This is a genomic window from Enterococcus sp. AZ009 (assembly GCF_050548785.1).
Taxonomy (GTDB): Bacteria; Bacillota; Bacilli; order Lactobacillales; family Enterococcaceae; genus Enterococcus_D; species Enterococcus_D entomosocium.
On sequence record NZ_CP172960.1, the window covers coordinates 2,934,259 to 2,957,626 of the forward strand.

Sequence of the window (23,368 nt, forward strand, 5' to 3'; positions counted from 1 at the left end):
GAAAGAAGTTAGTTCGTCCATGCAGCAACTTCTTCTGGGTGATTGGCTACCCAATCTTTGGCTGCATCTTCGGCTGATGTTCCGTCATTGATTGCTAACATGACTTCTTCCATATCTTCTTGTGTCCAGTTGAAACGATCAAGTACTTCGTAAACTTCTGGCATGTCATCTGCTAATCCTTGACGTACAACAGTATTGATGCTTTCTGCTTCACCCATTGTTCCTTCTGGATCATCCAGATATTTCAGATCATATTTCGCAAACATCCAATGTGGAGACCAACCAGTAATAACGATCTCATCTTGGTTCTTGATCGCTTGGCCCAATGCCACTGTCATCGCTCCAGAAGAAGAGGTAGCGACATTCCAATCTGAAAGATTGTCATACGTCGCAACCGTATTCTCCGCTGCATTCACGACACCAGCGCCTGGTTCGATACCAGTGATGGTTTTTCCAGCTTCGTCAGAAAGGTCAGCGATGGAATCTACATCCATATAGCTTGGGACAACGATCCCCAGTTTTGCCCCTTCTAAGTTAGGACCTAAGTTCTCGACTTGATCTTGGTACTGTTCATACTGGGATTGATGCGTAGATGGCAGCCAAGCAGCGACCATCCCGTCAACTTCCCCTTTTGCCACCGATTCCCACATGATGGCATTATCCAAAGGCGTCGTGTTGACTTCGTAGCCCATTTGCGACAAGACTTCTGCCACCACATGGGTAGATGCGACTTCCGTATCCCATTCGACATACGCCAAGTTCACCGTGCCTTTGCTGTCAGAAACATTTCCAAAGGCAAACGATGCGCCAATCAAAGCAATGACTGCCGCTGCAGCAATCCCGCCAAAAAGACGTTTTTGTTTGCGACTTGTCTTGCTGGCTGCTTTTTGATGTGCCGAACGATTCAAATTCTGGGTAAAGCGATCCATGATGATCGCCAAAATAACTAAGGATACCCCACTGACAAATCCGTTACCGACTTGTGCTCGTTGCAAGGCGGACAAGACGCCGCGCCCTAACCCAGGAGCACCGATCATTGACGCGATCACGACCATTGATAATGCCAGCATCGTGGTTTGGTTGACCCCAGCCAAAATAGTACTTTTGGCTAGTGGCAATTCTAATTTGATCAGTTTTTGCCAGCCAGTCCCACCGAAGGAATCAGAGGCTTCCACCAATTCACGAGAAATTTGGCGAATCCCTAAGTTCGTCATCCGAACGGTTGGTGGTAGAGCAAAGATCACTGAGGCGAAGACCCCAGGAACCATCCCGATCCCAAAGAAAGCAACCGCAGGAATCAAATAAACGAAACCAGGCATCGTTTGCATAAAGTCTAAGATCGGCGTCACGATACTTTGCGCTTTTTCGCTTTTCGCCATTAAGATTCCTAGTGGAATCCCAATGATGATCGAAACCAAACTCGACAATAAGACCAACGTCACGGTGTTCATCAAGTCTGTCCATAACCCTTGGTTATAGATGAACAGCAACCCGACAAAAGTAAAAGCTGGCAAGCCGAATTTTTTACGTGAAACGAAAAAGGCAGCAGCCGTCAATAAGACGATCATTAATAACGGTGGTACAAACAGTAATACATTTGTAATAGCGTCCATGATAAATTGTCCGAAAGACTGTAAGGCTGAAAACAATCCACTGAAAGTTCCTGTTAGCCAATCAGTAAAGTTTTCGACCCAATCAGCCACCGGAATCGTATGTTGTAAGAAATTATCCATTTGTCACTACCCCTTCCTCTGCTTGAGCGGCTGAATCAGTCTCAGCCAATGCTTCAATCACACTTCCGCGGATCACGACTCCGATCAAACGATCGTTTTCTACCACGGCTAAAGGTGTAGGCGAATCATAGATCAAATTGAAGATATCCGTTACCAGCATATCTTTATCGATCTTTTTAACATTTTTATCAATAACTTCCTTCAAGGTCAGATTGTTTTTCCGTGCCTCACGAGCAGACTCGGCTGTCAGGCTTCCTTTTAGGTGACGACGTTTGTCGACGGCTAACAGCATGCTGACTTCTTCTTTCCGCATCCGGTTCAATGCTACGCTTGGTCCATCGATCTCGATGTTCGTCGTCAATGCTGGGACCATGATGTTTTGCGCAGTCAAGACTTTGGAACGATCGACATCTTCCACGAAATCACGCACGTATTGGTTGGCAGGATTCGTCAAAATATCTTCTCCTGTACCGATCTGCATGATCTGACCATCTTTCATTAAAGCGATCCGGTCACCGATCCGCAAGGCCTCGTTCAAATCATGGGTGATAAAGATAATCGTTTTTTGAACATTGGCTTGCAATTCTAAAAGTTCATCTTGCATTTCACGGCGAATCAGCGGATCTAATGCTGAAAAGGCCTCATCCATCAAGAGGATCTCTGGATCATTGGCTAACGCACGGGCAAGTCCCACACGCTGTTGCATCCCTCCAGACAGCTGATCAGGGTATTGGTCTTTAAAAGAAAGCAATCCTGAGTTTTCTAACGCTTTTTCCGCTTTCGCTGTTCGTTCTTCTTTCGAGACCCCACGGACTTCTAGTCCGTATTCTGTGTTCTCTAAAATTGTCCGATGAGGGAAAAGGCCAAAGCTTTGGAAAACCATGTTGATTTTGTGACGGCGAACTTCTCGTAGTTCCTCTTTACTCATTTTGGCAACATCCACGCCATCTATGTAAATATCTCCGCCAGACGGCTCGATCAATCGATTCAATAGTCGAATCAATGTTGACTTCCCGCTTCCAGAAAGGCCCATGATGACGAAAATCTCGCCTTCGTTGACTTCAAAGTTCACATCATAGACCCCGACGGTGGCACCCGTTTTTTCTAAAATCTCGTTTTTGCTGCGTTGTTCTTTGACCATGGCAAGAGCTTGCTGCTTTTTCTTACCGAAGATTTTGGTTAAGTGTTCCACTTTAACTTTACTCAAATGATTAATACTCCTTTTTCTGAAAAATTTCACGAAAGTGACCATACTATCTTAACAAGATGTGGTCACTTTGTCAAAAAAAATTTCCCAATGCTTTTTCTTTTGCAAAAAAAGCATGGGAATCAGGAAAAAGAATTACGCTGAATGGTCCGTTGGATAGAAGAAATTGGTCATGCGCTGCAACGCCAGTTCATTTCCGACAAAATAAATCGTATTGCCTGCACTGAATTTCGCATAAGGTCCTGGTGACAACAACAATTCTTCGGTTGTTTGGATTGCGATGATCGTCGCCCCTGTGGCTTGCCAAATATTCAATTCATTGATACTTTTTTCCAAATGCTGCGCTTGTTCCGTCAACTGAAGTTCAAAGGGTACAAACGGACTCATATGGTGTACCTTTTTGGTCTGCTGCACTAACGTGTTCAACAAGTCAGAAAAATTATCCAGCTCTTGCTGCTGCCGCTCCACACTGTCTAAAATGTCTTGTCTGATTTCTTGGATCGACTGCACATCTTGGTATTGTTCAACAAAGGCCTGTGCTTTTTCCTTTGAAGCGATATAGGCGCCGCTGCCATGACGGACATCCATGATTTCTAAATCAACTAATACATTGATCGCTTTGCGGGCTGTTTCAGGAGAGACATTGAAATTGCTGGCTAACGTTGAGCGCGCATGGATCTTTTGCCCAACTTGGTAGCGATTTTCAACGATTCGTTCCGCGATCGCCACGGCAATCTGCTGATAACGAGGCAAAGCGACCTTCTTTTTATCTTGAAACTTATTCGTCATGATGAACTTCCTTTACTTTTTTTTCATCATAACAAGAAACATTGTTGGTGGCAACTATTCACTGGTTCGCGGATTTTTGATCAAGCGGGCACGGATGATCGCTGTTTCTTGCCGTATCTGCTTTTGTAGATCTTGCAGCAGTATTTCATTTGTCTCATCAAGATCAATCAAGGTATAGGCGACTCCGGCTTTTCTCTCACTCGCCAAATTATCGATATCTACGCCTGCTTCAGAAATGATCCGCAATAATGGGGCAAAAGCACCAGGCTTGTCGTGATAAAACAGCGCCAGGCGATACGGTGCCAAAAAAGGCAACTCTGCATGAGGAAAGTTGACCGATTCTTGAATCGTCCCAGCGCGCAAATAGGCATGCATGCGATCAAAAACTACGTGATCCCCCTTTTCCAAGGCATTGGTAGTACTGCCGCCGATATGCGGATAACACAACACTTTTGGTTGTCCGATCAAGCCGGCACTAGGAAAGTCGGTGATGTATTGTTTGAGCTGATTTTTGGCTAGTGCTTCTAAGACGGCTGCTTCTTCCACGATCTCCCCGCGCCCAAAATTCATCAACACTGCATTTTTTTTCATCTGCTGAATCGTTTGGCGATTCAGCATGCCTTTGGTTTCCTGACTTAAAGGGAGCAAAACCACTACAAAATCTGATTCGGCCAACAGTACGTGCAAGTCACTGACTTGTTCGTAATCGTGTGCCGCTTTTTTCGTACGGGCATAGCCGAGGACTTCCATCCCTAGCTGATGACAGGCTTTTGCCACCCGTTCACCGATCTCTCCTAAGCCTAAAATACCGATGGTTTTTCCAGCTAATTCTTCGCCGATCACTTCTTTTCGCCGTTCTTCAGCTACCTTCAACACATCTTCTGCTTCAATTTGACCTGACGTTACCTCTTCTTGCAAATCGGCTACCGTCTGGATCGCTTTGAATAAGGGGCGAACGCTGAGAAACAAATTGGAGAGCACCAATTCTTTGACTGCATTGGCATTGACACCGGGACTATTGAAGACTACTGTGCCATTTTGAGTACACCGTGCCAAATCGATCGTATTGGTGCCTGTTCCTGAGCGAGCGATCACAGCTAATTCTGGTGTGATCCATTCGTTAGGAACCGTTGAACTGCGTACAAACAGCGCCTCTGGGGCCGCTTGATTTTTTAACGAGTATCCTTTTTTGATTGCTCGCTTACCTATCGTTTCGGTCATCTTATCTAACTGATAAATCGTCTCCATAAAGCAGACCTCCTTTTGTCTTTAGTGCGTATTAGTCAAATAGTACAAAAAAGTGCGGTAAAATGATAGCAATACGCAAGAGAGGATGATTACTATGCACCTATCGATCACAAATTTTCCAGATGAACAGCCGATCGTTGGCAAAGACTCGCAGCTTCAAGACACAACTTTAGGAGACTCTGTCGAAATTGGCGAAGCCAATCACATTGATCATTCTTCCATCGGCAATTATACCTATACGGGGCAATATTGCTTTATTCAGAACAGTCAATTAGGACGTTTTATCAGTATCGCAGCGATGGTCCGCATCGGCCCCACCAATCATCCCTATGAACGCCCTAGTCAGCATCTTTTTGCCTATAATGGCGAAGGCTATGGATTTGCGCCAAAGGACGAGTCCTTCTTAGAAAAACGCAAAGCAAAAACGACCGTCATTGGCAATGATGTCTGGATCGGCCACGGTGCCGTGATCCAATCTGGTTTGACCGTCGGTGATGGTGCCGTGATCGCCTCAAACGCAGTCGTAACCAAAGATGTGCCGCCTTATGCGATCGTCGGCGGGGTTCCAGCAAAAGTGATCAAATACCGCTTTGATCCAGAAACGATCACTGCTTTACAAGAAATCGCTTGGTGGAATTGGAGTCGTGCAGAATTAGAAGCACGCTATCTGGATTTCCGGCTCCCAATCGAAGATTTTATAGTAAAATACACCCGTTGATTATGCGCTTTTTCCGCTTAGTACGAGGAATGAATGATAACACATCACAGTCATTCATTCTTCGAAAGTCTTTGAGGGAAGGATTTTTTAGAAATAAATAAAAAACACTGAAAATCTATTGTATCGAGAAATTCCTGTGCTAAAATGGAGAAATCAAATGAAGTTTTTCACGAACTTTTAAAGGAGTGTTCTATTTGACCATTTTAGACTATCGTCCATTAAATCTTTACACCAATTACCGCGAAGCTGCCGAGGCATTTCCTGACACAACCATCATCCACGATGAAGTGCTGCCAGCATTTCCTGAACTTGGCTATCGTAGTACTTACCGTTCGAGCCATGAAATGATTTTAAAACGTGCTTACCAACTTGCTGCACTAGGCGTGCAAGCCGGCGATAAAATCATTCTTTATAAATCTTCAAAATTCGATACCTATTTATTAGCAACGGCTGCTTCTTACCTTGGCGCAGTGCCTGCTATGATCTCTTACCATTTCCCTGCTGAAACCATCGAAGTGTTTGTGGATCGCTTAGAAGATCCATTCATCTTATTTGATGAAGAAACCGAAGGCCGCGTCGCACAAGTGAAAAATAGCAGTACTGATAAACAGATTTCTGTTCGTCATCTGCTGCAACAACCAGCGGAACCCGTGGCACAAACTGAGTTACCGGCGGATCAAATTTCCTATATGACCCACACTTCTGGAACAACGGGTATTCCAAAATTGATTTGTCATTCGGCAAACTCCATGGGCTGGCGGACAAAATGGCAAAAAACGATCTTCACCAAGATTGATCGCACCAAGGCAGACTCTGATTTAATTGCGTTCCATATTTCACCGGTGCACTCCCGCTTCAATATCGGCATCTCATCCTTGATGGCGATGGGCTTTCCGATGATGCCATTAGCCAATGCCAACGGCGCTCATGTCGTAAGCATGCTAAAAGAATATCCACCAATCGCTTTGGAAACTCATCCAAACAATTTTGTCCAATGGAGCTTTGTGGCAAAAGAACAACCAGATGCTTTCGCCAATATTCGCTATTACCATTCAACCTTTGATGCCATCAACAACCAAACAATGGCCACTTTTTTAAATACTTCAGCAACAAAAGAAGCAATCTTTTTGCAAGTCTATGGTCAAAGTGAATGCGGGCCAATGATCCTAAAAGCACATACCTTAGAAAGCATCGCTACCAACGATGCCCGTGATATGGGTGTGGGTCTCGAGGACTTAACGAGAGCACGGATCGCCGATGCAGAGGGCAACGAGCTGCCAGCCAATACCGATGGGCACATCCATTTCCTTTCAAAAGGACGCGCGTTGACCTATTATAAAGAAGATCAGCGTTTTGCTGACAATGTCTATGGCGCTTGGTGGGACAGTGGTGACAACGGCATGATGGATGATCAGGGACATCTTTACTTAAAAGACCGTCAAGTGGACTTGATCAAAAATATTGAAAGCAATCTTGCTTTGGAAGACCTTTTGCTGGATCATTTAGACTTCCTTGCCGAAGTTGTGATCGTTCGCGACAAAGAGAACTCACCACAACCTATCATTGCTTTAGCGCCAAATCGTGAAATGGATTGGGATGCTTGGTGGAAAATGGTGGAAGATCTCCCTCACCTCAATCAGCCAATTTTACGCGACTACGAAGATATCCCACGAACAGCAACCATGAAAGTTCAACGACTACAAATTGAAAAAGAATTCAAAAACGCAGACTAAAACAAAAGAAACGGCCAGCAGATTTCCCTGCTGGCCGTTTCTTTTGCTTTCGCTGTGTTTTCTTTCGCTGCGGTTATTCTTTCGCTGACCGTTTTCTTGAGTAGATACGTTCTTTAGATTGCCCATATTGACTTAGCTTTGTTTCAGCTAATGTGATACCAAAGCCCTTTCCATCAGGTACCAGCAGCTTTCCTTCATGCAAAGTTGCAGGCTGTGTAATGACATCATCATAAAAGTAACGGTCAGAAGCGGAAAGGTCCCCGGGAAAATGGAAAATATCTTGACTCGCAAATTGCAAATTCATGGCTCGTCCTACACCAGACTCAAACATGCCGCCTAACCAAACGAGTAGTCCATGGGTTTGACATCGATCAAGGATTCGCAAAGCTTCGGTGATCCCACCGACACGAGGGATTTTCAGGTTGATCGCACGGCAGCTGTCCAGTGCTGCGACTGTATCGACGTCTTCTGCCGTTCGAATATCTTCATCCAAACATAGAGGCGTCTTCATCTGTCGCTGTAGCTGACTGTGCCCCACCAGATCTCGTACCTTAAGGGGTTGCTCGATCATCACCAAGCCTAAGTCATCAAGTGCCAAAATGCGTTCAGGCTCATTTTGATAGGCCCCGTTCGCATCTGCCATCAAAAGCAATTCTGGAAAGGCTTGTCGAATCGCTCGCAAGGGTGCCACATCTTGCCCCGGCTTGATTTTTAACTTGATTCGTTGATACCCTTGGGCGACATAAGCGGCAACAAGAGCCATTAGTTTTTCGACAGAGTCTTGTATGCCGATACTAACGCCAACCGCGACACTCGGTCGGGTCGCGGTATACAGCTCTTTCACACTTTGATGCGTTTGCTTGCCATATAGATCCCAAATTGCTGTTTCCAAAGCCGATTTTGCCATGTAGTTTCCTTGGACCGTTTGAAACAATTGCCAAACTTCTTGCGGATGCTCGATCTCCTGGTCAATCAATAATGGGATCAGTGCTGTTTCAATCACTTGTCGAGCAGAAAAGAGGGTTTCTTCAATGTAATCTGGCTGCTCAAAAGCGACCAATTCACCGATGCCCACCGTTCCCTCCTCTGCCGTCACCAAATAAAGATCAAAGGCTTTTTCTGTTAATTGTCCGTAACTTGTCACAAAGGGTTGTTTGAGGGGCAAGCGACAGGCGATGCGTTCAATTTTCTCAATCTTCATTGCGTTCTCTCCTTGTCAATCAGCTGACTGTGGCCTCGATCCTTTTACAAACCATTGATCGATTTCATGACGAACCTGTGTCGGCTGTTCTAAATGGATACAATGTCCAGCATTAGCAACGACTTTGATGGTCATCTCTGGTTGCAGCTGCTTCATTTGGTGGGCGATTTTCCGAAACTTTAAATCTTTTTCCCCCGCTAAATAAAGAATTTCACAAGCTAGCTGCGGAAGTGCCGACCAACAGCTTGGCTGTTTGCCAGTACCACCGTAAACCAAGCTTACTGCCAAGCCAAATTTATTTTGCTGCAAGCGTCCTTGCCGTACAGCAGCCTGCTGCACTAAGGGCAGCTCCTTTTGACTAGCAAACAACGGCAGTTCTTGCCAGTAATCGACAAAATCGACCAAAGGCTCCCTTAGTAAGCGCAATCCTAAGCAGCGATCGTGCCGCTGACGAGCGAGTCGTTCTCCTGGATCAGCCAACCCGGGGGAACCACTCTCAAGCAAAAGATGGGTCACTGCAGCTGGTTCCTTGACTGCCCAGACAAGTGCGATTCGTCCCCCCATCGAGTAGCCATAAAGGCCATAACGTTCAATCCCTAGCTTCGCTAAAAGCTGTGCAAGATCCTCTACCAGTAAAGGAAGTTCATAACGCATGGGATGGACATAAATCGATGACCGTCCATGTCCAATCAAGTCGACTGCCAATACATTATAAGAACCTTCCTCTGCAAAAACCGGTCGAAAACTTTCCGAAGAACCCGTGAAGCCATGCAATGCCACAAGGGTTGGTAAGGCTGGTCGATACGGCTGCAGCCACTGATAAAAATAACTGACGCCATTTATCGTGTCCTTCATGGCTGCGCTCCCGCCTCGCTAAACTGCTGTTGCAGTGCTTGCCAAGTATTGACCGGATCTTTTTGCTCACCTTTCACTTCGATTATTTGAAAGCACGGCCGTTGGCTTGTTTCCGTTAAAATCGTTTGAAACTCTAGCAAAGAGGTCGGTGTGTGCCAATCTGCCTCATATAAGGCCGCCACTTTTTGAAACTCAAGGTCTAACGGCGTGCCAAAGAGCGGGACAAAGTCGTTTGGTTCTAAGGTGTTTTGTGACAAAAAGGAAAAGATCCCACCACCGTTATTATTCAGTAAAATGATCGTTACTGGCAATTGATACTGACGCAGTAGTTGTAGGCCGTTCATATCATGGTATAACGCTAAATCACCAATCAACAAGTAGGTAGGCCTTTGACTGGCTGAAGCAATCCCAGCTACGGTCGAGACAAGGCCGTCGATCCCATTGACGCCCCGATTTCCATACACTCGATAAGTGGAGGAAGTTTTGCTGCCGTAGCGATCAAAGAAACGGATCGCATTGCTGTTTGCCAAAAGAATTTGCGCTTCTTCAGGTAGACATTGTTGGAGCATGCGCACAGCGCTGCTCTCATCCCATTGTTTCAACTGCGGACTTGCAGCAATCACCTGATCTGCCCGCGCTTGAAGTGCTTGCCATTGTTGTTGCCACGCCGTATGTTTGACGATCGGCAACTGGGTGATGGCCACCACGAAAGTGCTGATCGCTGCTTCGATCAAATAGTTTGCCCGATGCAACTGGTCTTGCCACTGCCCCGATGGATCAACAAAGAGCCACGTCGTCGTATCCGCTGCTTTGTTCAACCATAACAGGACATTTTTAGTGACTGGTAAGCGACCAAAACGCACGACCACCTCTGGTTGGAAGGCAGAAGTCAATTGCGGGAAAATAAGATCGGCTTGACTGATAAATGTTCCTACTTTGGTACCGGCTGTCGCCAAATTGGTCAATGGATCGCCGACAATCGGCCAGCCTAATTTCTCTGAAAAAGCCAGCAACTGCTGCGCTTCTTCGATCGTAAGGCTTTCTCCAGCAATCAGAATACCTTTTTTATCAAAGTAAGGGGCTAGCTGGTTGATCATCTCTGCTGACAGCTCTTGTTGTGGTGCCAGATAGCTCACGTCTTGCTGAATACTGCATTGGCGACTAAAGTCAGGCAACAGCGGCTCCCGTAATGGAAAGTTGATTTGGACCGGGCCTTTCGGCTGTTTTTGCGCTTCGATCGTGCAAGTTGCAGCTTGCCAAAAACTATAACGCAACAAAGCAGGATCGTTTTCTGGCACGGTCATCTCTACCATCTTTTTGACGTGAGAGGCATACAAATTCTGTTGGTCCATCGCTTGTGGCGCCCCAACGCCCCGCAGTTCTGGTGGACGATCAGCCGTTAAGACGATCAGTGGCAAGTTGGTGGCTTCTGCTTCACAAACGGCTGGATAATAATTGGCTGCTGCAGTTCCAGAAGTACACAGTAAGATTGTTGGCTGGAGATCAACTTTGGACATCCCTAAAGCAAAAAAAGCAGCCGAACGTTCATCGACAGCCACCGTACAGGTGATCTCAGGATCACGATGCAATAGTAGCGCCAATGGCGTTGAGCGTGAACCGGGACTAATAACCGCTCGCTTCGCACCCGCTGCTTTTAGTCCCTGGATGGCCGCTAATAAATAGTCTGTCATGACTGTCTGATTATTCATCTCCTAAGATCCCTCTCCTCATCGGTTGAAATTTTAACCGTGTTTCTTGACGTTCAGATTCTGCGTCTGAATCGGCAACGATCCCACAGCCCGCATACAGCGTTGCTTGATTGCCGCTAAAGAATCCTGAGCGGATCGCCACAGCAAACTCGCCAATATCTTCTTGAATACCCAACCAACCGATCGGTCCACCGTACATCCCTCTGCTGGCTGGTTCATGGGTACGAATCCATGAGACGGCTGCTTCTTTCGGTTCTCCCCCCAATGCTGGGGTCGGGTGTAGTTTTTGCACGGCGCTCAGAAAATTGACTCCTGCTTTTCTTTGCCCTGCTAAAGGAACAAACAAATGCTGAATGTCACGATTCTTGATGACGGAGCGGGCTTCTGATTGAAAGCCGTCAGCTAACAAAGTAGCCAATGCCGTTTCTAAGCGATCGACAACTACTTGATGTTCATGGGTATTTTTTGCGTCCGCTAAGAGGGCTTGTGCCAGTGCCTCATCTTCTTCTTTGGTTTTGCCTCTTGGCGCGGAACCTGCGATACTTACCGTTTCAAATTGATCGACAGTCGCTTTTAGCAAGCGTTCTGGCGTCGCACCAGCAAAAACATGGCCCCCATGTTCGATGGCAAAAAGATAGGTATTCGGCTGCTGTTGCGCCAACCGTTGCAACACCGCAGCACTAATGATCGACTGCTTCGTTTCTATCTTCATTCTCCTTGCCAGAACCACTTTTTTCAACGGTGTTTCAGTCGAGCGAATGGCTGCCACTGTCTCTTCGACCGCTTGCAGCCATTGGGGCACCTCTAGTTCCTCTTGTGCCTGAAAAGCAGGCGTTTCTGCTACAAGACTCTTGTCCGGGTTGGCATTCAACCAGCTTGCGACTTTTTCCTGTAAGACAGCGACTTTTTGTTGTCGTTGTTCCTCGGAAGAAGCGGCTACTGTATAAACGACGCCACACTGATCGCCAGTTTTGCGGACCAGTATTTCTGGCAACGCAAAGAGACCGGCACCTAGCTCAGCCCAATCCTGACTGACTTCTGCCTGTTCATCAAAAGCAAAGCCCCCAACCAGCTGCGCCTGAAAAGGTGCCTCTGGTTGATAATGGGCTTGCTTTAAGAGAGAGCGGACTTCTGAAAAGTCTGCAAGTTTGGGTTGCGAAAAAGTGACTAACCAACCCAACCCTACCAGACTAGTCGTTTCATCAGGAGTACGCCAGAAATAGCGTTCCCCTTGATATTCTTGTGCCGCTGCATAAAGAGCCAGTAAGTCACACCTTTTTAAAGGCTGATACTCACTCAAATAGGTTTTCCCGGCAGCGATCGCTGCTTTATAATTACTTGATGATTTGCTGTTCAATGTAGTTCACTCTTTCTTCACTCAGCAATAGCCGTTTTAAAAGTTTGCCGCTTGCTGTGCGCGGCATTTCTCGTACGTGATAAAAACGGCGCGGAAATTTATAATGGGCGATCTGCCCTTCTAATGTATCCAACAACGCTTGGAGTCGGACGGACTCATTTAACGTTAAATAAGCCGCGACAGATTGTCCCCACTCCTCGTCTGGTTCCCCCACCACAGCTGCCTCTTTGACCGCTGGATGCTGCAACAAGGCTTGCTCCACTTCTGCGGGATAGATGTTTTCTCCACCAGATATGATCAGTTCGCTTGCACGACTGACTACATACAAAAAGCCCTCTTGATCAAGATACCCTAGATCTCCTGTGGCAAACCAGCCCTCTTGATCCCACTGCTGTGGACTGCGATCGTTTAAGTAACGGGTCGTGATCGCCGGTCCTTGCAGTTGGATCTCTCCGATCGACTGGGTACTTTCAGCAGTCTGATGATCTGCCATTTTCGCATCAACCGCAATTCGTAAATGGACACCTTGCAGGGGAACCCCTGAGGAGCCGATTTTTTCTGAAGCTTTTTCTGGCGGCAATGCCACCACTTGTGAACAGGTTTCTGTCATCCCATAGGATTGGATCACAGAAAGCTGTTTTTGCTGGCATTTTTCCAATATACTTTTGGCAATCGGACCGCCGCCTAGCAGTACATAACGCAACGAATCAAAGCCTTGTTGGGGCACCAACGGCAGCAAATCTGTCAACATTTTCGCCACCAAAGAAACGATCGTCCCTTTTCCTGCCTCAAGATCTTTCGCCATTTCTCCAGCATCAAAGCGCTCATACAAACGAACACTCATTCCAAGTCGCAAGGAACGCAAGAGAATTGATAATCCACTGATATGATACAGCGGAACTGCACAAAGCCAACAATCCTCACTAGTGATCGTTAAGTTCTTTTGAGTCGCTTCGGCACTTGCTAGATGATTCCTAAAGGTTTGCGGCACACCCTTGGGATTGCCCGTCGTACCGGATGTATACATAATCGAAGCTACTTGTTCTGCTTGATAGATTGCTTTATTAGGAACAAACGAAGGATCAATAGAACTGGCAAGAGCCTTCGCCTGTTCCATCGCTTGTCCAAAGGTCATGCTGCGAACACCCGAGACCGCAATCTTATCTGCCGTGATCACCCAGTCGCAGTGGGCATCTTGCAATTGGAAGGTGATTTCAGCGGCTGTCAATCGCGTATTCAACAGCTGGACTTCGATCCCCAACTCCCACAACGCAAGGATCGTAAAAACCAATTCAGGGGAGTTATTGCTAAAAAGGGCTACCCGGTTTGGCAGAACAACGAATTGGGCTTGATAATAAGCAGCATAAGCATAAACCTCTTTTTGCAAGGCAGCAAACGACCAGCTTTTTTCATGCCAATAAAAAGCTGGTCGTTCTGGATGAAGTTGTGCTTGCCTTTGCAGCCAACTCCCAGTCATTATGGGAATTTAGGGAATTGGTCGAAGTCTGGTTGACGTTTTTCTTTAAACGCGTCACGACCTTCTTTGGCTTCATCCATCGTGTAATACAATAAGGTCGCATCGCCGGCCAATTGCTGAATGCCAGCTAATCCGTCCGTATCGGCATTCATTGATGCTTTGATCATACGTAACGCCAACGGGCTCTTTTGCAGCATCGTTTCGGCCCATTCCATCGTTTCATCTTCTACTCGATCAAGAGGAACGACCGTATTGATCCAGTTCATTGCCAATGCTTCTTCGGCGGTATATTGTTTTGTCATGAACCAAACTTCCTTGGCTTTTTTATGTCCGATCGTCCGTGCAAGATAGCCCGAACCATAGCCACCATCAAAACTACCGACATTTGGTCCTGTTTGACCAAATTTAGCGTTGTCAGCGGCAATCGTTAAATCACAAACCAATTGTAAAACATTTCCGCCGCCGATCGACCAGCCTTTAACCATGGCGATCACCGGTTTTGGCAACGTTCGGATCAAGCGTTGCAGATCCAATACGTTTAAGCGAGGAACCTGATCTTCCCCAACATAGCCACCGTGACCACGGACTTTTTGGTCTCCGCCTGAACAAAAGGCTTTGTCGCCGGCGCCTGTCAAAATAATCACGCCGATGCCTGGTTCATCGCGACTGATTGAAAACGCATCAATCATTTCAAACACCGTTTTTGGTGTAAACGCATTGTGGACTTCTGGGCGGTTGATCGTGATCTTCGCCACTTTTCCATGTTGTTCAAATAAAATTTCATCATATTCTTTTAAGGTTTTCCATTCTCTCATTTCTTGTTCCTCCTCAATTCACATAGCTCTATTATACACATATCTAGTCGCTTTTCGTTAGAAATTGCTTTGGTTAAGGGAATTTCTTAAGACTTCTCCCCCTGTTGCCGACTTTCTGAGAACTTCGGCTATTTCTACCAAAACTCGTGCTATAATCATGGTAACTTTCTTAGAAAAAGGAGCAAAAAATGAACTTACTAGAAGCCTTAGAAATCGAAGTAGAAGCAGCAACAGCCGATTTTGTTCGTTTACGGATGCCAATCAAAGAACAGCACAAACAGCCTTTTGGTCTCGTTCACGGTGGCATTAACGGCGTTTTGATCGAGACTGCCTGCAGCATCGGCGCCAATCAAGCTTTGGCTCAAGAAGAAGCCTTCGCCGCCGGCATTGACCTACAAGTCAACCATCTAGCCGCCGCTCAAGAAGGAACCCTGATCGTAGAAGCTAGTCCTGATCGTATCGGCGCTCGTATCCAAACTTGGCAAGCCACTATTTGGTTAGCTAGCGGGTTAAAAACTGCCGTTGGTCGCTGTACCTTGACGACAGTGCGCAAATAATTCTTTTCGCTCCTGTGTTGTAAACACGGGAGCATTTTTGGCCTGCTTTGAAGAAAGATGCCACCAGTTAACCCCTTATCAAAGATATTCTTTCATTATAAAGATATTGAGAATATGAGCGTAGTTTTTTCAAAAGGTACGTTGTTTTTTTACAGAATAGGGGTCTTTCGTTATAATGTAGCTAAGAAAGCGAGGCTTATTATGAAAAATAACCGATTGATCCACTTTTTAGGCGGCAAAACAAGCTATTATGTCTTAGGACTGATTATCTTGTCAGCAGTTGCTGTCTTTTTGCTAAATCAGATTTCTTTTTTATTTACACCCTTTTCAGCCATACTTACAGCTATTATCCCCCCCTTTTTATTTGGGCTGATCCTTTACTATCTGTTTAACCCGGTGGTCGATAAATTGGAATCGAAAAAAATTCCCCGCAGTGTTTCGATTGCTGGGATCTATCTTTTGATTCTTTTGTTGATCGTCTTTGCTGGTTTCCAGCTTTACCCGATTTTGGAGCAGCAAACCACCGATCTGATCAACAGCTTACCAAGTTTGGTCAGTGACTTTGAGAAAAACGCGACCGCCTTTTTAGAAAATACCCCGTTTCAAGATGAGATGGCACAAATTACAGACACATTGCAAAATATCACCAACAACATCATGAGTTTTATTGGGGACTATTGGGAAACTGGTGCTGCTGGGCTCAGCAGTTTGTTTTCAACGATTTCGACCTTGTTCATCGCTTTGTTTACGGGACCGATCATTGCCTTTTTCTTATTGCGCAACCCCAACAAGTTTTATTTTTCAGTTCTCTCGTTAGTGCCACCACGTTTTCGCAAAGACTTTAATGAAATCGTCAAGATCTCTGACATACAAGTCGGTGCCTTTTTGAAAGGACAAATCATTTCTTCCTTGATTTTAGGGGCGATCTATTGGGTCGTTTTCCTATTGATTGGCTTAGAGTATGCCAGTATTCTGGCGATCGCCGCTGGTCTGCTTTGCATCATCCCCTATATTGGTCCTTTTATCGTCTTTTTCCCGGGACTTTTCATTGCCGCACAAGACTCCACCGGGATGTTGGTTAAATTTTTGATTGCTTGGTTTGCTGTACAGTTGCTTCATGGGGATTTAGTCGTGCCCCGTGTGATGGGTGACCGATTGAAAATTCATCCTATTACGATTCTGGTTGTTTTATTAGTGATGGGTGATTTGATGGGGATCGTTGGGGTGATTTTCGGGATCCCAATTTATTGTCTGCTAAAAGTTCTTGTCGTTTACGTGTTCCGCAAATTCAAGCAGCGCTATAACCGCTATTACGGTCAAGAAGGCAAATACTTCCACAGTGCCTTCACTAGCAAAGATTACCTAGGTGACGAAGACAAAGACCCCAAGAAAAAAGCCTAAAAAAACTGTCGCGAATCGTTGGTTCGCGACAGTTTTTTGGTCTATTTTATTTCATCTCATGTTCCAAAAAGAAATGATAGAGCGCCCCTAATAAGTTGGCATCGTTTTGAAATTTGCACGCTTGGATCTCCGGCTTCGTCAAAGTCTGCTGCAAAATCGGTAAACTAGCTAGCAGTTGCTGATACTGACGGTCGATTTCTTCCACCACGATCGCTTGGGCACTGATGCCCCCGCCAATCACGAAGCGCTCTAAGTCGATCACGGCTTGAACATTGAGCATGACACACGCGATTTCTCGGCAATACGCTGTAAACAGCGCCCAGACCTGTGGTTGTTTCTGATTGATGGCGTCAAAAACTGCTTCACCATCCGCAAGATCAGCTAAGCCTAGCAGTTGGGCGCTGCGACGAATCATGGCGACCGCTGAACCGCTAAAACCTGCCAATTGCTGCAGGGTCAATCCCTGATTGACTGGTTGCTCAGCGTTTTCTTGAGTGTCACTTCTCTTAGTGGCATTTAGTAGAAAACTTAATTCCCCGGCTTGAAAATGTGCACCTTGGATCAGTTTTCCCTCAACGATTACGCCACCGCCCAAACCAGTACCTAATGTTATGGCAGCTCCGTTTTGAATCCCTTTAAGGTTTCCTAGCCACCATTCAGCTAATGCGGCTGCTTTGCCATCGTTGGTCACAGCAAGCGGCATTTGATACTTTGCCAGCAGCTGTTTTAAGGAGACCCCATCTAAAAAAGGCAATGCCCCGCCAAACGAGATTGTCCCTGTCTCTGGGTTGACTTTTCCCGGGGTACTAACCGCAATGCCCCGAATGCTTCCATGAACGTCCTCAACGATCGTTTCAATCCCTGTCAGAAATTCCGCAAGACTTTTCGGCGTATCCATCCGTCCTCGTGTCAGAATATTCCCCGAACGATCAATGACAGCCGATTTGATTTTCGTGCCGCCGATGTCGATGCTTAAATAGTTTTTATTCACTGAATCCCACCTTCTACTTCTACTGCCCATCGCAGGACGGTTTTGGCTTTATCTGGTGAGACTTTTCGCGGATCAGACAAATAGATTTCTCGATGCTGGAACGTGTCCATCGTTGGACGGATCACTAACTGCTCTTGTTTTAACAGCTCCTTCATTTGCGCAAATGTTTCCGCTTCAGTATCAAAAGAGCCTGTATGCATTGCTTGCAGACACAGTCCTTCTTCATAACGTTCAAAGATGAGCTTCTCTAGATTTGGATTGTCTTTCTTCTCTTTGACGGCCAAGAGCTGTTCTTGAAACAGTGTTTCCGTGACTGGTTCTGGTTGGCGAATCATGATTTTGTAGATCAATTCTTCTTTGTTGACGGCACCGTCTGGCTTTTTCAGAGAGGTCCACACACCTTCTAAAGGAAAGACCGTGTATTCAAAGGGTTCATTGCCAAAAGCCCCTTTTTTTAACCCCATCCTGAGTGAATAAGAAATCGTATATAAAGCGGCGATCTCTTCGCTGAATTCAGGTCGATTCGGATTGCCGCTGCCGCTCAAACTGATAAATTGATACGTTGGCACCTCGATCACTGTTGGTTTTTTGGGAAGATAGAGCTCTTTTTCTAGTTTGCGCCATTCATACTTCATAAAAGACCCTCCTCGATTTGCTTTTCTTTATTTTACCATGAAAAAGAAGGGACATCGCAAAAACAGTTATCCCTTCAACTGCAAAGGGACAACTGTTTTTTTTATAGGGATAATGTAGCTACTTGCTGTTTCCCCAACTGCTCGTCTTATGCGGCTTCTTGTTCTTCTTTCAGCAATTTTGTGTCATAAAACTTCGCAAATGGAAAATAGATCAAGAAAGAAACAACTGCACAAACAATGGCAACGACGCCTGCACGCCAGTCTCCACCGGTGCCAATAAAGCCACCAAGTCCAACGGGTGTTGGGAAAGGAATATTGGCGATCATGGGACGAATCAATTCCATCCTTGTGGCAAAATACGCGATCGTGGCGGATGCCATCGGTGCTAACAAGAAAGGAATTGCTAAATAAGGATTATAGATGATCGGCACGCCGAAAATGATCGGTTCATTGATATTGAAAATCGACGGGACGATGGCAGCTCTCCCTAATACTTTCATCTGTTTCGATTTAGCAATGTAGATCATAAATAAGGTAAAACCAAGGGTTGCTCCCGAACCACCTAATGTCACGTACCCGTTGGTAAATTGGCCTGCTAATGGGAAACTCGCCCCTTCAACATTGGCAGCTAAATTAGCTAACATGATCGGGGTGATCAGTGGACTAATGATATTGAATCCATGAATCCCTACCAACCACAAGGCATGCGCGAGGAAATAAATCACCATGATTCCCAACCAGCTATCCGTAAGGTGGGTAACAAACCCGAACGGAATTGCTACTAGTTGAAAAATATCCGTCCCTAAAACAACTAAAACACCATTGATGGTCAGAACCACGACTGCCACCACAAAGGCTGGTATCAGTGCCGTAAAACTACGAGCCACACCTTCAGGCACTTCTTCAGGCATTTTGATGACCCAGTTGTTTTTTACACAGAGACGATACAGCTGAACGGCAACGACCGCCATCACGATCCCAGTGAAAATACCAACAGTTCCTAAACGTGCGACCCCATCGGCACCAATCAACCAACCATTGATCAGCCCTTCTTCCATATCATTCATCCGTGTCATTTTTCCGCCGTCAAAAACAAGCTGAGGAATCGACATCAATGTAGCAAAAACACCTAACAACGCCCCATTGATCGGCGTCAGGTCGAGATTCTCCTCGACTTGAATGATCTTGGAATACTCATAGCCCAGAACGATACAAAAATATAATGCCAATAACCCCATGGTCGTACTATTTGCTAACATATACAAATCACTGAAATTCAAAAAAGTCGCTTCAAAAAAGTCAGCTAAAAACGGAAACGTGATCGGTAAAATGTTGAATACTAAAAACATTGAGCCTACGATCGTAAAAGGAATCGACGCCATCCCTGCCGCCATGATGCTACGAACGATTTTGTATTGGGAAATCTTTCCCATCGGACCCATTACTGCTTTTTCCAAAAGTTGAAATAGTTTATTGTTCGATTCTGTCAATTCAATCACCCTTTCTTTCTATCTCTTCAAATTCACGTATCCATTGCCATTGTCGATCTTTATTACGAAAAATTTTCTTCAGTTTTCTGATACCACTCCAAGCAAAGACGCCACTTATCCAGAGAACTATGCGAACATACTCGGTACTTTGCGAGGTGAAATAGGGGAAAATAACTTCTGTCACTCCAAAAAAAGTCAATAAAAAAAGAATGGTCATTGTCCCCATTTGAAGGCGTAAATACCAAGTAGTAAAAAAGAGTTGCTTGCGGACGATGGTTGCGTGGTGTCCATATAAGCGGATAAACTCACTGATCGCTCCCATTGAAAAAAGCAACAGGCTCAGTGGAACCACACGCAGCCATTGCCCTGCCAAAGAAGCAGCTAACAGCCAATATAGGTTAAAAAAGAAAGAGAATGCGACTAAGTACCGCAAAAACAACAGACGTTGAAAATAGAGATTTTTCTTCGTCAGTTTTTGCGATGCATCTCTTTGCGCGACTTTTGCTTGCTTACTCGCCATCTGCACTCCTGCATTGGATCGCTTCTTCAAGGCGATTCATCTTTTGATAAATCCTTAGCATTTCTAGTGCAACCTCTCTGAGGGTCATGGTTGTCATCAAATGATCTTGTGCATGGATCAACAAGATATCGCAGGTAAATGAGGTCCCTGAAGCATATTCTTGCAGCATTTTTGACTGGATGCGGTGGGCTTTGACTAATGAATCATTGGCTGTGTCCAACAACTCTTGCGCTTCTTGACAACTACTGATTCGCATCTGTTCAAAGGCTTGATGAATCATCGTGCGGGCATCACCGCTTGCTAAAATAAGTTCAAAGGATATTTCTTGTATTTTTTCACTATCCATAGCCAGCCTCCATTTATTTCGTACTTTTTTCTAATGCAATGCTTTCTTTGACTAACTGTGCTAATTTCTCGATTCCGATTGGGATCGGAATATACGCTTGCGGGGGAATATTCACGATTGGTTTGCCGTATTTATCGGCGCTTTTCTTTAAATTGGCAAAATGCATTTTCGTTTGCGGGCTAACTAGATATAAATCGTAGTCATCCTTGGCGATCGTAGCGATCCCCTCTGAAGCAGAGATGGCATCGATCCTCACTGACCAACCTTCTGTGGTTAAAAAGCTTGTTCCTTTTTTGGCGATCAACGATGAAGACATGCCTGCTGCACAAATTATCAATACTTTTTTCATTTCCCTTCCTCCTTCTATGAAACGCTTCCATTTTGTTGTATCTGTTCCTTTTTTCTCCCCTCCTTCGTGCTATAAAAAATCCTTGAGAACGATTCACTATCTGCTGATTCTTACAGGTAGTAATCCTTCTTCACATAAATAGTATTACACATCGAGTACTTTGTAAATGCAATAAAACTCTATTAGTGATATAAAACATTAATTTCTTTCTGCTTCTATCGTGTCATAGTAGAATAATTTTGTGGAGGGGATTTCATGTTTAAAGATCGTTTAAGACAGTTGCGGAAAACGCGATCTGGTTTAACACAAGCAAAAATGGCAAAATATTTAGGAATCGCCAAAACAACCTATGCTTCGTATGAGCAAGGCAATCGGATGCCCGATATTGAGATCCAAAAAGAACTTGCTGATTACTTCAATGTCAGTCTCGATTATTTACATGGACGTCCGAATGATTTGGAAGCCCTCTCTATGAAACAGATTCGTGTGGCTTCAAGAATCAATGAGGACTTTACTGAATATCAACTATCTGAAATCATTACCTTTATCGAATTTATAAAAAACCGTCCAGAGTAAACGCGATACTATTCTGCCTTTTTTCTCTGGCTAACTTGTGGTGCTGCTTCATTACCTAAAGAAAAAACTGCTGTCAATGTCTCACAAGGAAACATTGACAGCAGTTGAAGGGCCTCGGCTCTTTTTTTATTGTCTTACAGTATCATTAGCAGCAAAGCGTTTTGAAAAATGTTGTTCTAATCGCTTTTGCCCGGCTTCAATCAAAATGCACAACAGCCAATAGATGATGGCAACTAGCACGTACATGGACATGTAATCAAAAGTTCGTCCGCCAACGATCTTAGCTTTTTGAAAAATATCAGGAATCGTGATCATTGCTGCCAAGGAGGTCCCTTTCAACAAATCCATTGCCACATTACTCAAAGCCGGTACAGAAATACGAAAGGCTTGCGGCAAAATAATCAGACGCATCGTTTTCGTAAAGGATAACCCTAACGCATAGGCAGCATCAAATTGCCCACGATCCACACCAGCAATTGATCCTCGGTAGATTTCCCCGATAAATGCGCTGCTGGTCAATGTAAAACAGATGATCGCAGCACTAAGCGCCGACAATTGATAAGGCAAGCCAAAATACAGTAGGAACAACAAGACCAACGCTGGGACGCCTCTTAGAAATGAGAGATAGCCCCGCACGAACCCTCTAATGATGGGGTTTTCCAGCATCCCTAAGAAGGTGAGCATGATCCCTAAGAGGTTGCCACCTAGAAAAGAAACGACAGCAATGCCGACCGTATAGGACAAGCCCGACAGCAAATAGGGCAATGAGTCCCACATCAACGGCAAATCAAGGGTTGGAATATACATTAGTCTGTTTCAACCGTTTGGATCGCTTGATCAGATTTTACTGAAATATCGGTTTGAAAATACGTTTCTGCAAGTTCTTTTAAACGGCCGTCTTCTTTCATTTCTGCTAAAACAGCATCCACTTTTTCCTGCAATGCTTTATGATCCTTCACAAATAAGAAGCCCGTTTCATTCGGATTAAAGTAGACATCTTCTAAAATTTTTACAGGGATATCTGGCAAAGCAGCAACCGCCATTTTTTGCAAATAGTAATCATTCAAGATCACATCCGTTCGACCATTCGCAACATCTGTCAAATACTGATCATTCGTTGCGTTGTCGTAAGTCACTAATTCTGCCCCATAAGATTCGGCTAAGCGCATGTAGCTGGTATTCGGTTCACCAGCAGCTTTTTTGCCATCCAAATCTTCTAAAGAAGCAATCCCTGAGTCATCACTTTTACGCACGATCATACTATCGAACGAGTATTTGATAGGCGTTGAGAGACTGAATTTTTCCGCCCGTTCATCCGTCAAACCAAAATCGTTGGCAGCAAAATCGGCTTCTCCACGTGTTAAAGAAGAAACTTGTCCATCGACATTGTACTCTTTAAATGTGATCTCTACGCCTAATCGTTTGGCGACTTCTTTTGCCACATCGACATCATAGCCCACTAATTCATTTTCATCGTTATAGTAAGACGATGGATACAAGGTTCCCGAAGTAGCAACAACCAATGTTTTGGCTTCTTCCACCTTACTTAGACTCGTGTCTTCTTCCGTTGGTTTGCTGCAGGCACTTAACAAGACTCCCGCAAATAAACCTAAAAAGCCAACCATTGCAACGATTTTCCCTTTTCTAACTTGTTTCATAAT

23 protein-coding genes are annotated in these 23,368 nt (G+C 45.1%); 5 read left to right on the forward strand and 18 right to left on the reverse strand.

The window, feature by feature from the left end:
• Positions 1-8: 8 nt before the first annotated feature.
• From IGJ74_RS13895 to IGJ74_RS13910, 4 genes are all read right to left on the reverse strand, one after another.
• Entirely contained in the window at positions 9-1,733 is a 1,725-nt protein-coding gene (locus tag IGJ74_RS13895) for an ABC transporter permease/substrate binding protein (RefSeq protein ID WP_087665039.1), read from the reverse strand.
• The gene (locus IGJ74_RS13900; RefSeq protein WP_005228609.1) at positions 1,726-2,940 is read right to left on the reverse strand and encodes a quaternary amine ABC transporter ATP-binding protein; all 1,215 of its coding nucleotides are present in this window, start codon (positions 2,938-2,940) and stop codon (positions 1,726-1,728) included. Before IGJ74_RS13900 ends, IGJ74_RS13895 begins: the two co-directional genes overlap by 8 nt.
• Positions 2,941-3,075: 135 nt before the next feature.
• Positions 3,076-3,729 carry a GntR family transcriptional regulator gene (locus IGJ74_RS13905; protein ID WP_005234303.1) on the reverse strand — a complete coding sequence of 218 codons (654 nt, stop codon included), beginning with the start codon at positions 3,727-3,729 and terminating at the stop codon, positions 3,076-3,078.
• Between the two features lie 54 nt (positions 3,730-3,783).
• Positions 3,784-4,977 (reverse strand): NAD(P)-dependent oxidoreductase, encoded by a 1,194-nt coding sequence (locus IGJ74_RS13910; protein ID WP_218192914.1) that lies wholly within the window; start codon positions 4,975-4,977, stop codon positions 3,784-3,786.
• A 94-nt stretch (positions 4,978-5,071) separates the two neighbouring features.
• Between IGJ74_RS13910 and IGJ74_RS13915 the strand changes: the two genes are divergently transcribed.
• Complete coding sequence (locus IGJ74_RS13915) at positions 5,072-5,695, forward strand: DapH/DapD/GlmU-related protein (protein WP_218192915.1); 624 nt, start codon at positions 5,072-5,074, stop codon at positions 5,693-5,695.
• Between the two features lie 194 nt (positions 5,696-5,889).
• Positions 5,890-7,428 carry an AMP-binding protein gene (locus IGJ74_RS13920; RefSeq protein ID WP_218192916.1) on the forward strand — a complete coding sequence of 513 codons (1,539 nt, stop codon included), beginning with the start codon at positions 5,890-5,892 and terminating at the stop codon, positions 7,426-7,428.
• 73 nt (positions 7,429-7,501) lie between these two features.
• Here IGJ74_RS13920 and menC read toward each other — a convergent pair whose 3' ends face one another.
• The 6 genes from menC to menB are packed head-to-tail and all read right to left on the reverse strand — an operon-like array spanning position 7,502 to position 14,842.
• On the reverse strand, positions 7,502-8,629 hold the full coding sequence (gene menC, locus IGJ74_RS13925; protein WP_218192917.1) for an o-succinylbenzoate synthase: 1,128 nt from the start codon (positions 8,627-8,629) through the stop codon (positions 7,502-7,504).
• Between the two features lie 15 nt (positions 8,630-8,644).
• The gene (gene menH / locus IGJ74_RS13930) at positions 8,645-9,484 is read right to left on the reverse strand and encodes a 2-succinyl-6-hydroxy-2,4-cyclohexadiene-1-carboxylate synthase (RefSeq protein WP_218192918.1); all 840 of its coding nucleotides are present in this window, start codon (positions 9,482-9,484) and stop codon (positions 8,645-8,647) included.
• Complete coding sequence (menD, locus tag IGJ74_RS13935; protein ID WP_218192919.1) at positions 9,481-11,193, reverse strand: 2-succinyl-5-enolpyruvyl-6-hydroxy-3-cyclohexene-1-carboxylic-acid synthase; 1,713 nt, start codon at positions 11,191-11,193, stop codon at positions 9,481-9,483. Before menD ends, menH begins: the two co-directional genes overlap by 4 nt.
• Entirely contained in the window at positions 11,186-12,550 is a 1,365-nt protein-coding gene (locus tag IGJ74_RS13940; protein ID WP_086332646.1) for an isochorismate synthase, read from the reverse strand. The genes menD and IGJ74_RS13940 overlap by 8 nt, the downstream gene beginning before the upstream one ends.
• Complete coding sequence (gene menE, locus IGJ74_RS13945; RefSeq protein ID WP_218192920.1) at positions 12,528-14,027, reverse strand: o-succinylbenzoate--CoA ligase; 1,500 nt, start codon at positions 14,025-14,027, stop codon at positions 12,528-12,530. Before menE ends, IGJ74_RS13940 begins: the two co-directional genes overlap by 23 nt.
• Positions 14,027-14,842 carry a 1,4-dihydroxy-2-naphthoyl-CoA synthase gene (gene menB / locus IGJ74_RS13950; RefSeq protein WP_005228595.1) on the reverse strand — a complete coding sequence of 272 codons (816 nt, stop codon included), beginning with the start codon at positions 14,840-14,842 and terminating at the stop codon, positions 14,027-14,029. The genes menE and menB overlap by 1 nt, the downstream gene beginning before the upstream one ends.
• A gap of 188 nt (positions 14,843-15,030) precedes the next feature.
• On the opposite strand from menB, the gene IGJ74_RS13955 reads away from it, so the two are divergent.
• Together IGJ74_RS13955 and IGJ74_RS13960 are read left to right on the forward strand one after the other, a co-directional pair.
• On the forward strand, positions 15,031-15,399 hold the full coding sequence (locus IGJ74_RS13955) for a PaaI family thioesterase (RefSeq protein WP_016612672.1): 369 nt from the start codon (positions 15,031-15,033) through the stop codon (positions 15,397-15,399).
• Between the two features lie 201 nt (positions 15,400-15,600).
• A complete protein-coding gene (locus tag IGJ74_RS13960) occupies positions 15,601-16,800 on the forward strand; it encodes an AI-2E family transporter (RefSeq protein ID WP_008380813.1) in 1,200 nt (399 codons plus the stop codon).
• Between the two features lie 46 nt (positions 16,801-16,846).
• On the opposite strand, the gene IGJ74_RS13965 is transcribed toward IGJ74_RS13960, so the two are convergent.
• The 6 genes from IGJ74_RS13965 to IGJ74_RS13990 all read right to left on the reverse strand — a co-directional run bounded on the left by IGJ74_RS13965 (position 16,847) and on the right by IGJ74_RS13990 (position 21,131).
• Positions 16,847-17,791 (reverse strand): ROK family protein, encoded by a 945-nt coding sequence (locus IGJ74_RS13965; protein WP_005234281.1) that lies wholly within the window; start codon positions 17,789-17,791, stop codon positions 16,847-16,849.
• Positions 17,788-18,426 carry a GyrI-like domain-containing protein gene (locus IGJ74_RS13970; protein WP_060792813.1) on the reverse strand — a complete coding sequence of 213 codons (639 nt, stop codon included), beginning with the start codon at positions 18,424-18,426 and terminating at the stop codon, positions 17,788-17,790. Before IGJ74_RS13970 ends, IGJ74_RS13965 begins: the two co-directional genes overlap by 4 nt.
• A 146-nt stretch (positions 18,427-18,572) precedes the next feature.
• The gene (gene celB / locus IGJ74_RS13975; RefSeq protein ID WP_087665047.1) at positions 18,573-19,925 is read right to left on the reverse strand and encodes a PTS cellobiose transporter subunit IIC; all 1,353 of its coding nucleotides are present in this window, start codon (positions 19,923-19,925) and stop codon (positions 18,573-18,575) included.
• Positions 19,918-20,436, reverse strand: a complete 519-nt coding sequence (locus tag IGJ74_RS13980) for a hypothetical protein (protein ID WP_087665048.1) — start codon at positions 20,434-20,436, stop codon at positions 19,918-19,920. The genes celB and IGJ74_RS13980 overlap by 8 nt, the downstream gene beginning before the upstream one ends.
• On the reverse strand, positions 20,426-20,782 hold the full coding sequence (locus IGJ74_RS13985; RefSeq protein ID WP_016612677.1) for a PTS lactose/cellobiose transporter subunit IIA: 357 nt from the start codon (positions 20,780-20,782) through the stop codon (positions 20,426-20,428). The genes IGJ74_RS13980 and IGJ74_RS13985 overlap by 11 nt, the downstream gene beginning before the upstream one ends.
• 13 nt (positions 20,783-20,795) lie before the next feature.
• The gene (locus IGJ74_RS13990; RefSeq protein WP_086316491.1) at positions 20,796-21,131 is read right to left on the reverse strand and encodes a PTS cellobiose transporter subunit IIB; all 336 of its coding nucleotides are present in this window, start codon (positions 21,129-21,131) and stop codon (positions 20,796-20,798) included.
• A 255-nt stretch (positions 21,132-21,386) separates the two neighbouring features.
• Here IGJ74_RS13990 and IGJ74_RS13995 point away from each other — a divergent pair, with 255 nt between their 5' ends.
• The gene (locus IGJ74_RS13995) at positions 21,387-21,707 is read left to right on the forward strand and encodes a helix-turn-helix domain-containing protein (RefSeq protein ID WP_005228576.1); all 321 of its coding nucleotides are present in this window, start codon (positions 21,387-21,389) and stop codon (positions 21,705-21,707) included.
• A gap of 126 nt (positions 21,708-21,833) precedes the next feature.
• Here the strand turns inward: IGJ74_RS13995 and IGJ74_RS14000 are convergent, their stop codons facing one another.
• Both IGJ74_RS14000 and IGJ74_RS14005 read right to left on the reverse strand, forming a co-directional pair.
• Entirely contained in the window at positions 21,834-22,514 is a 681-nt protein-coding gene (locus tag IGJ74_RS14000) for an amino acid ABC transporter permease (protein ID WP_086316492.1), read from the reverse strand.
• Positions 22,514-23,365 carry a transporter substrate-binding domain-containing protein gene (locus IGJ74_RS14005; RefSeq protein ID WP_077451842.1) on the reverse strand — a complete coding sequence of 284 codons (852 nt, stop codon included), beginning with the start codon at positions 23,363-23,365 and terminating at the stop codon, positions 22,514-22,516. The genes IGJ74_RS14000 and IGJ74_RS14005 overlap by 1 nt, the downstream gene beginning before the upstream one ends.
• Positions 23,366-23,368: the final 3 nt, after the last annotated feature.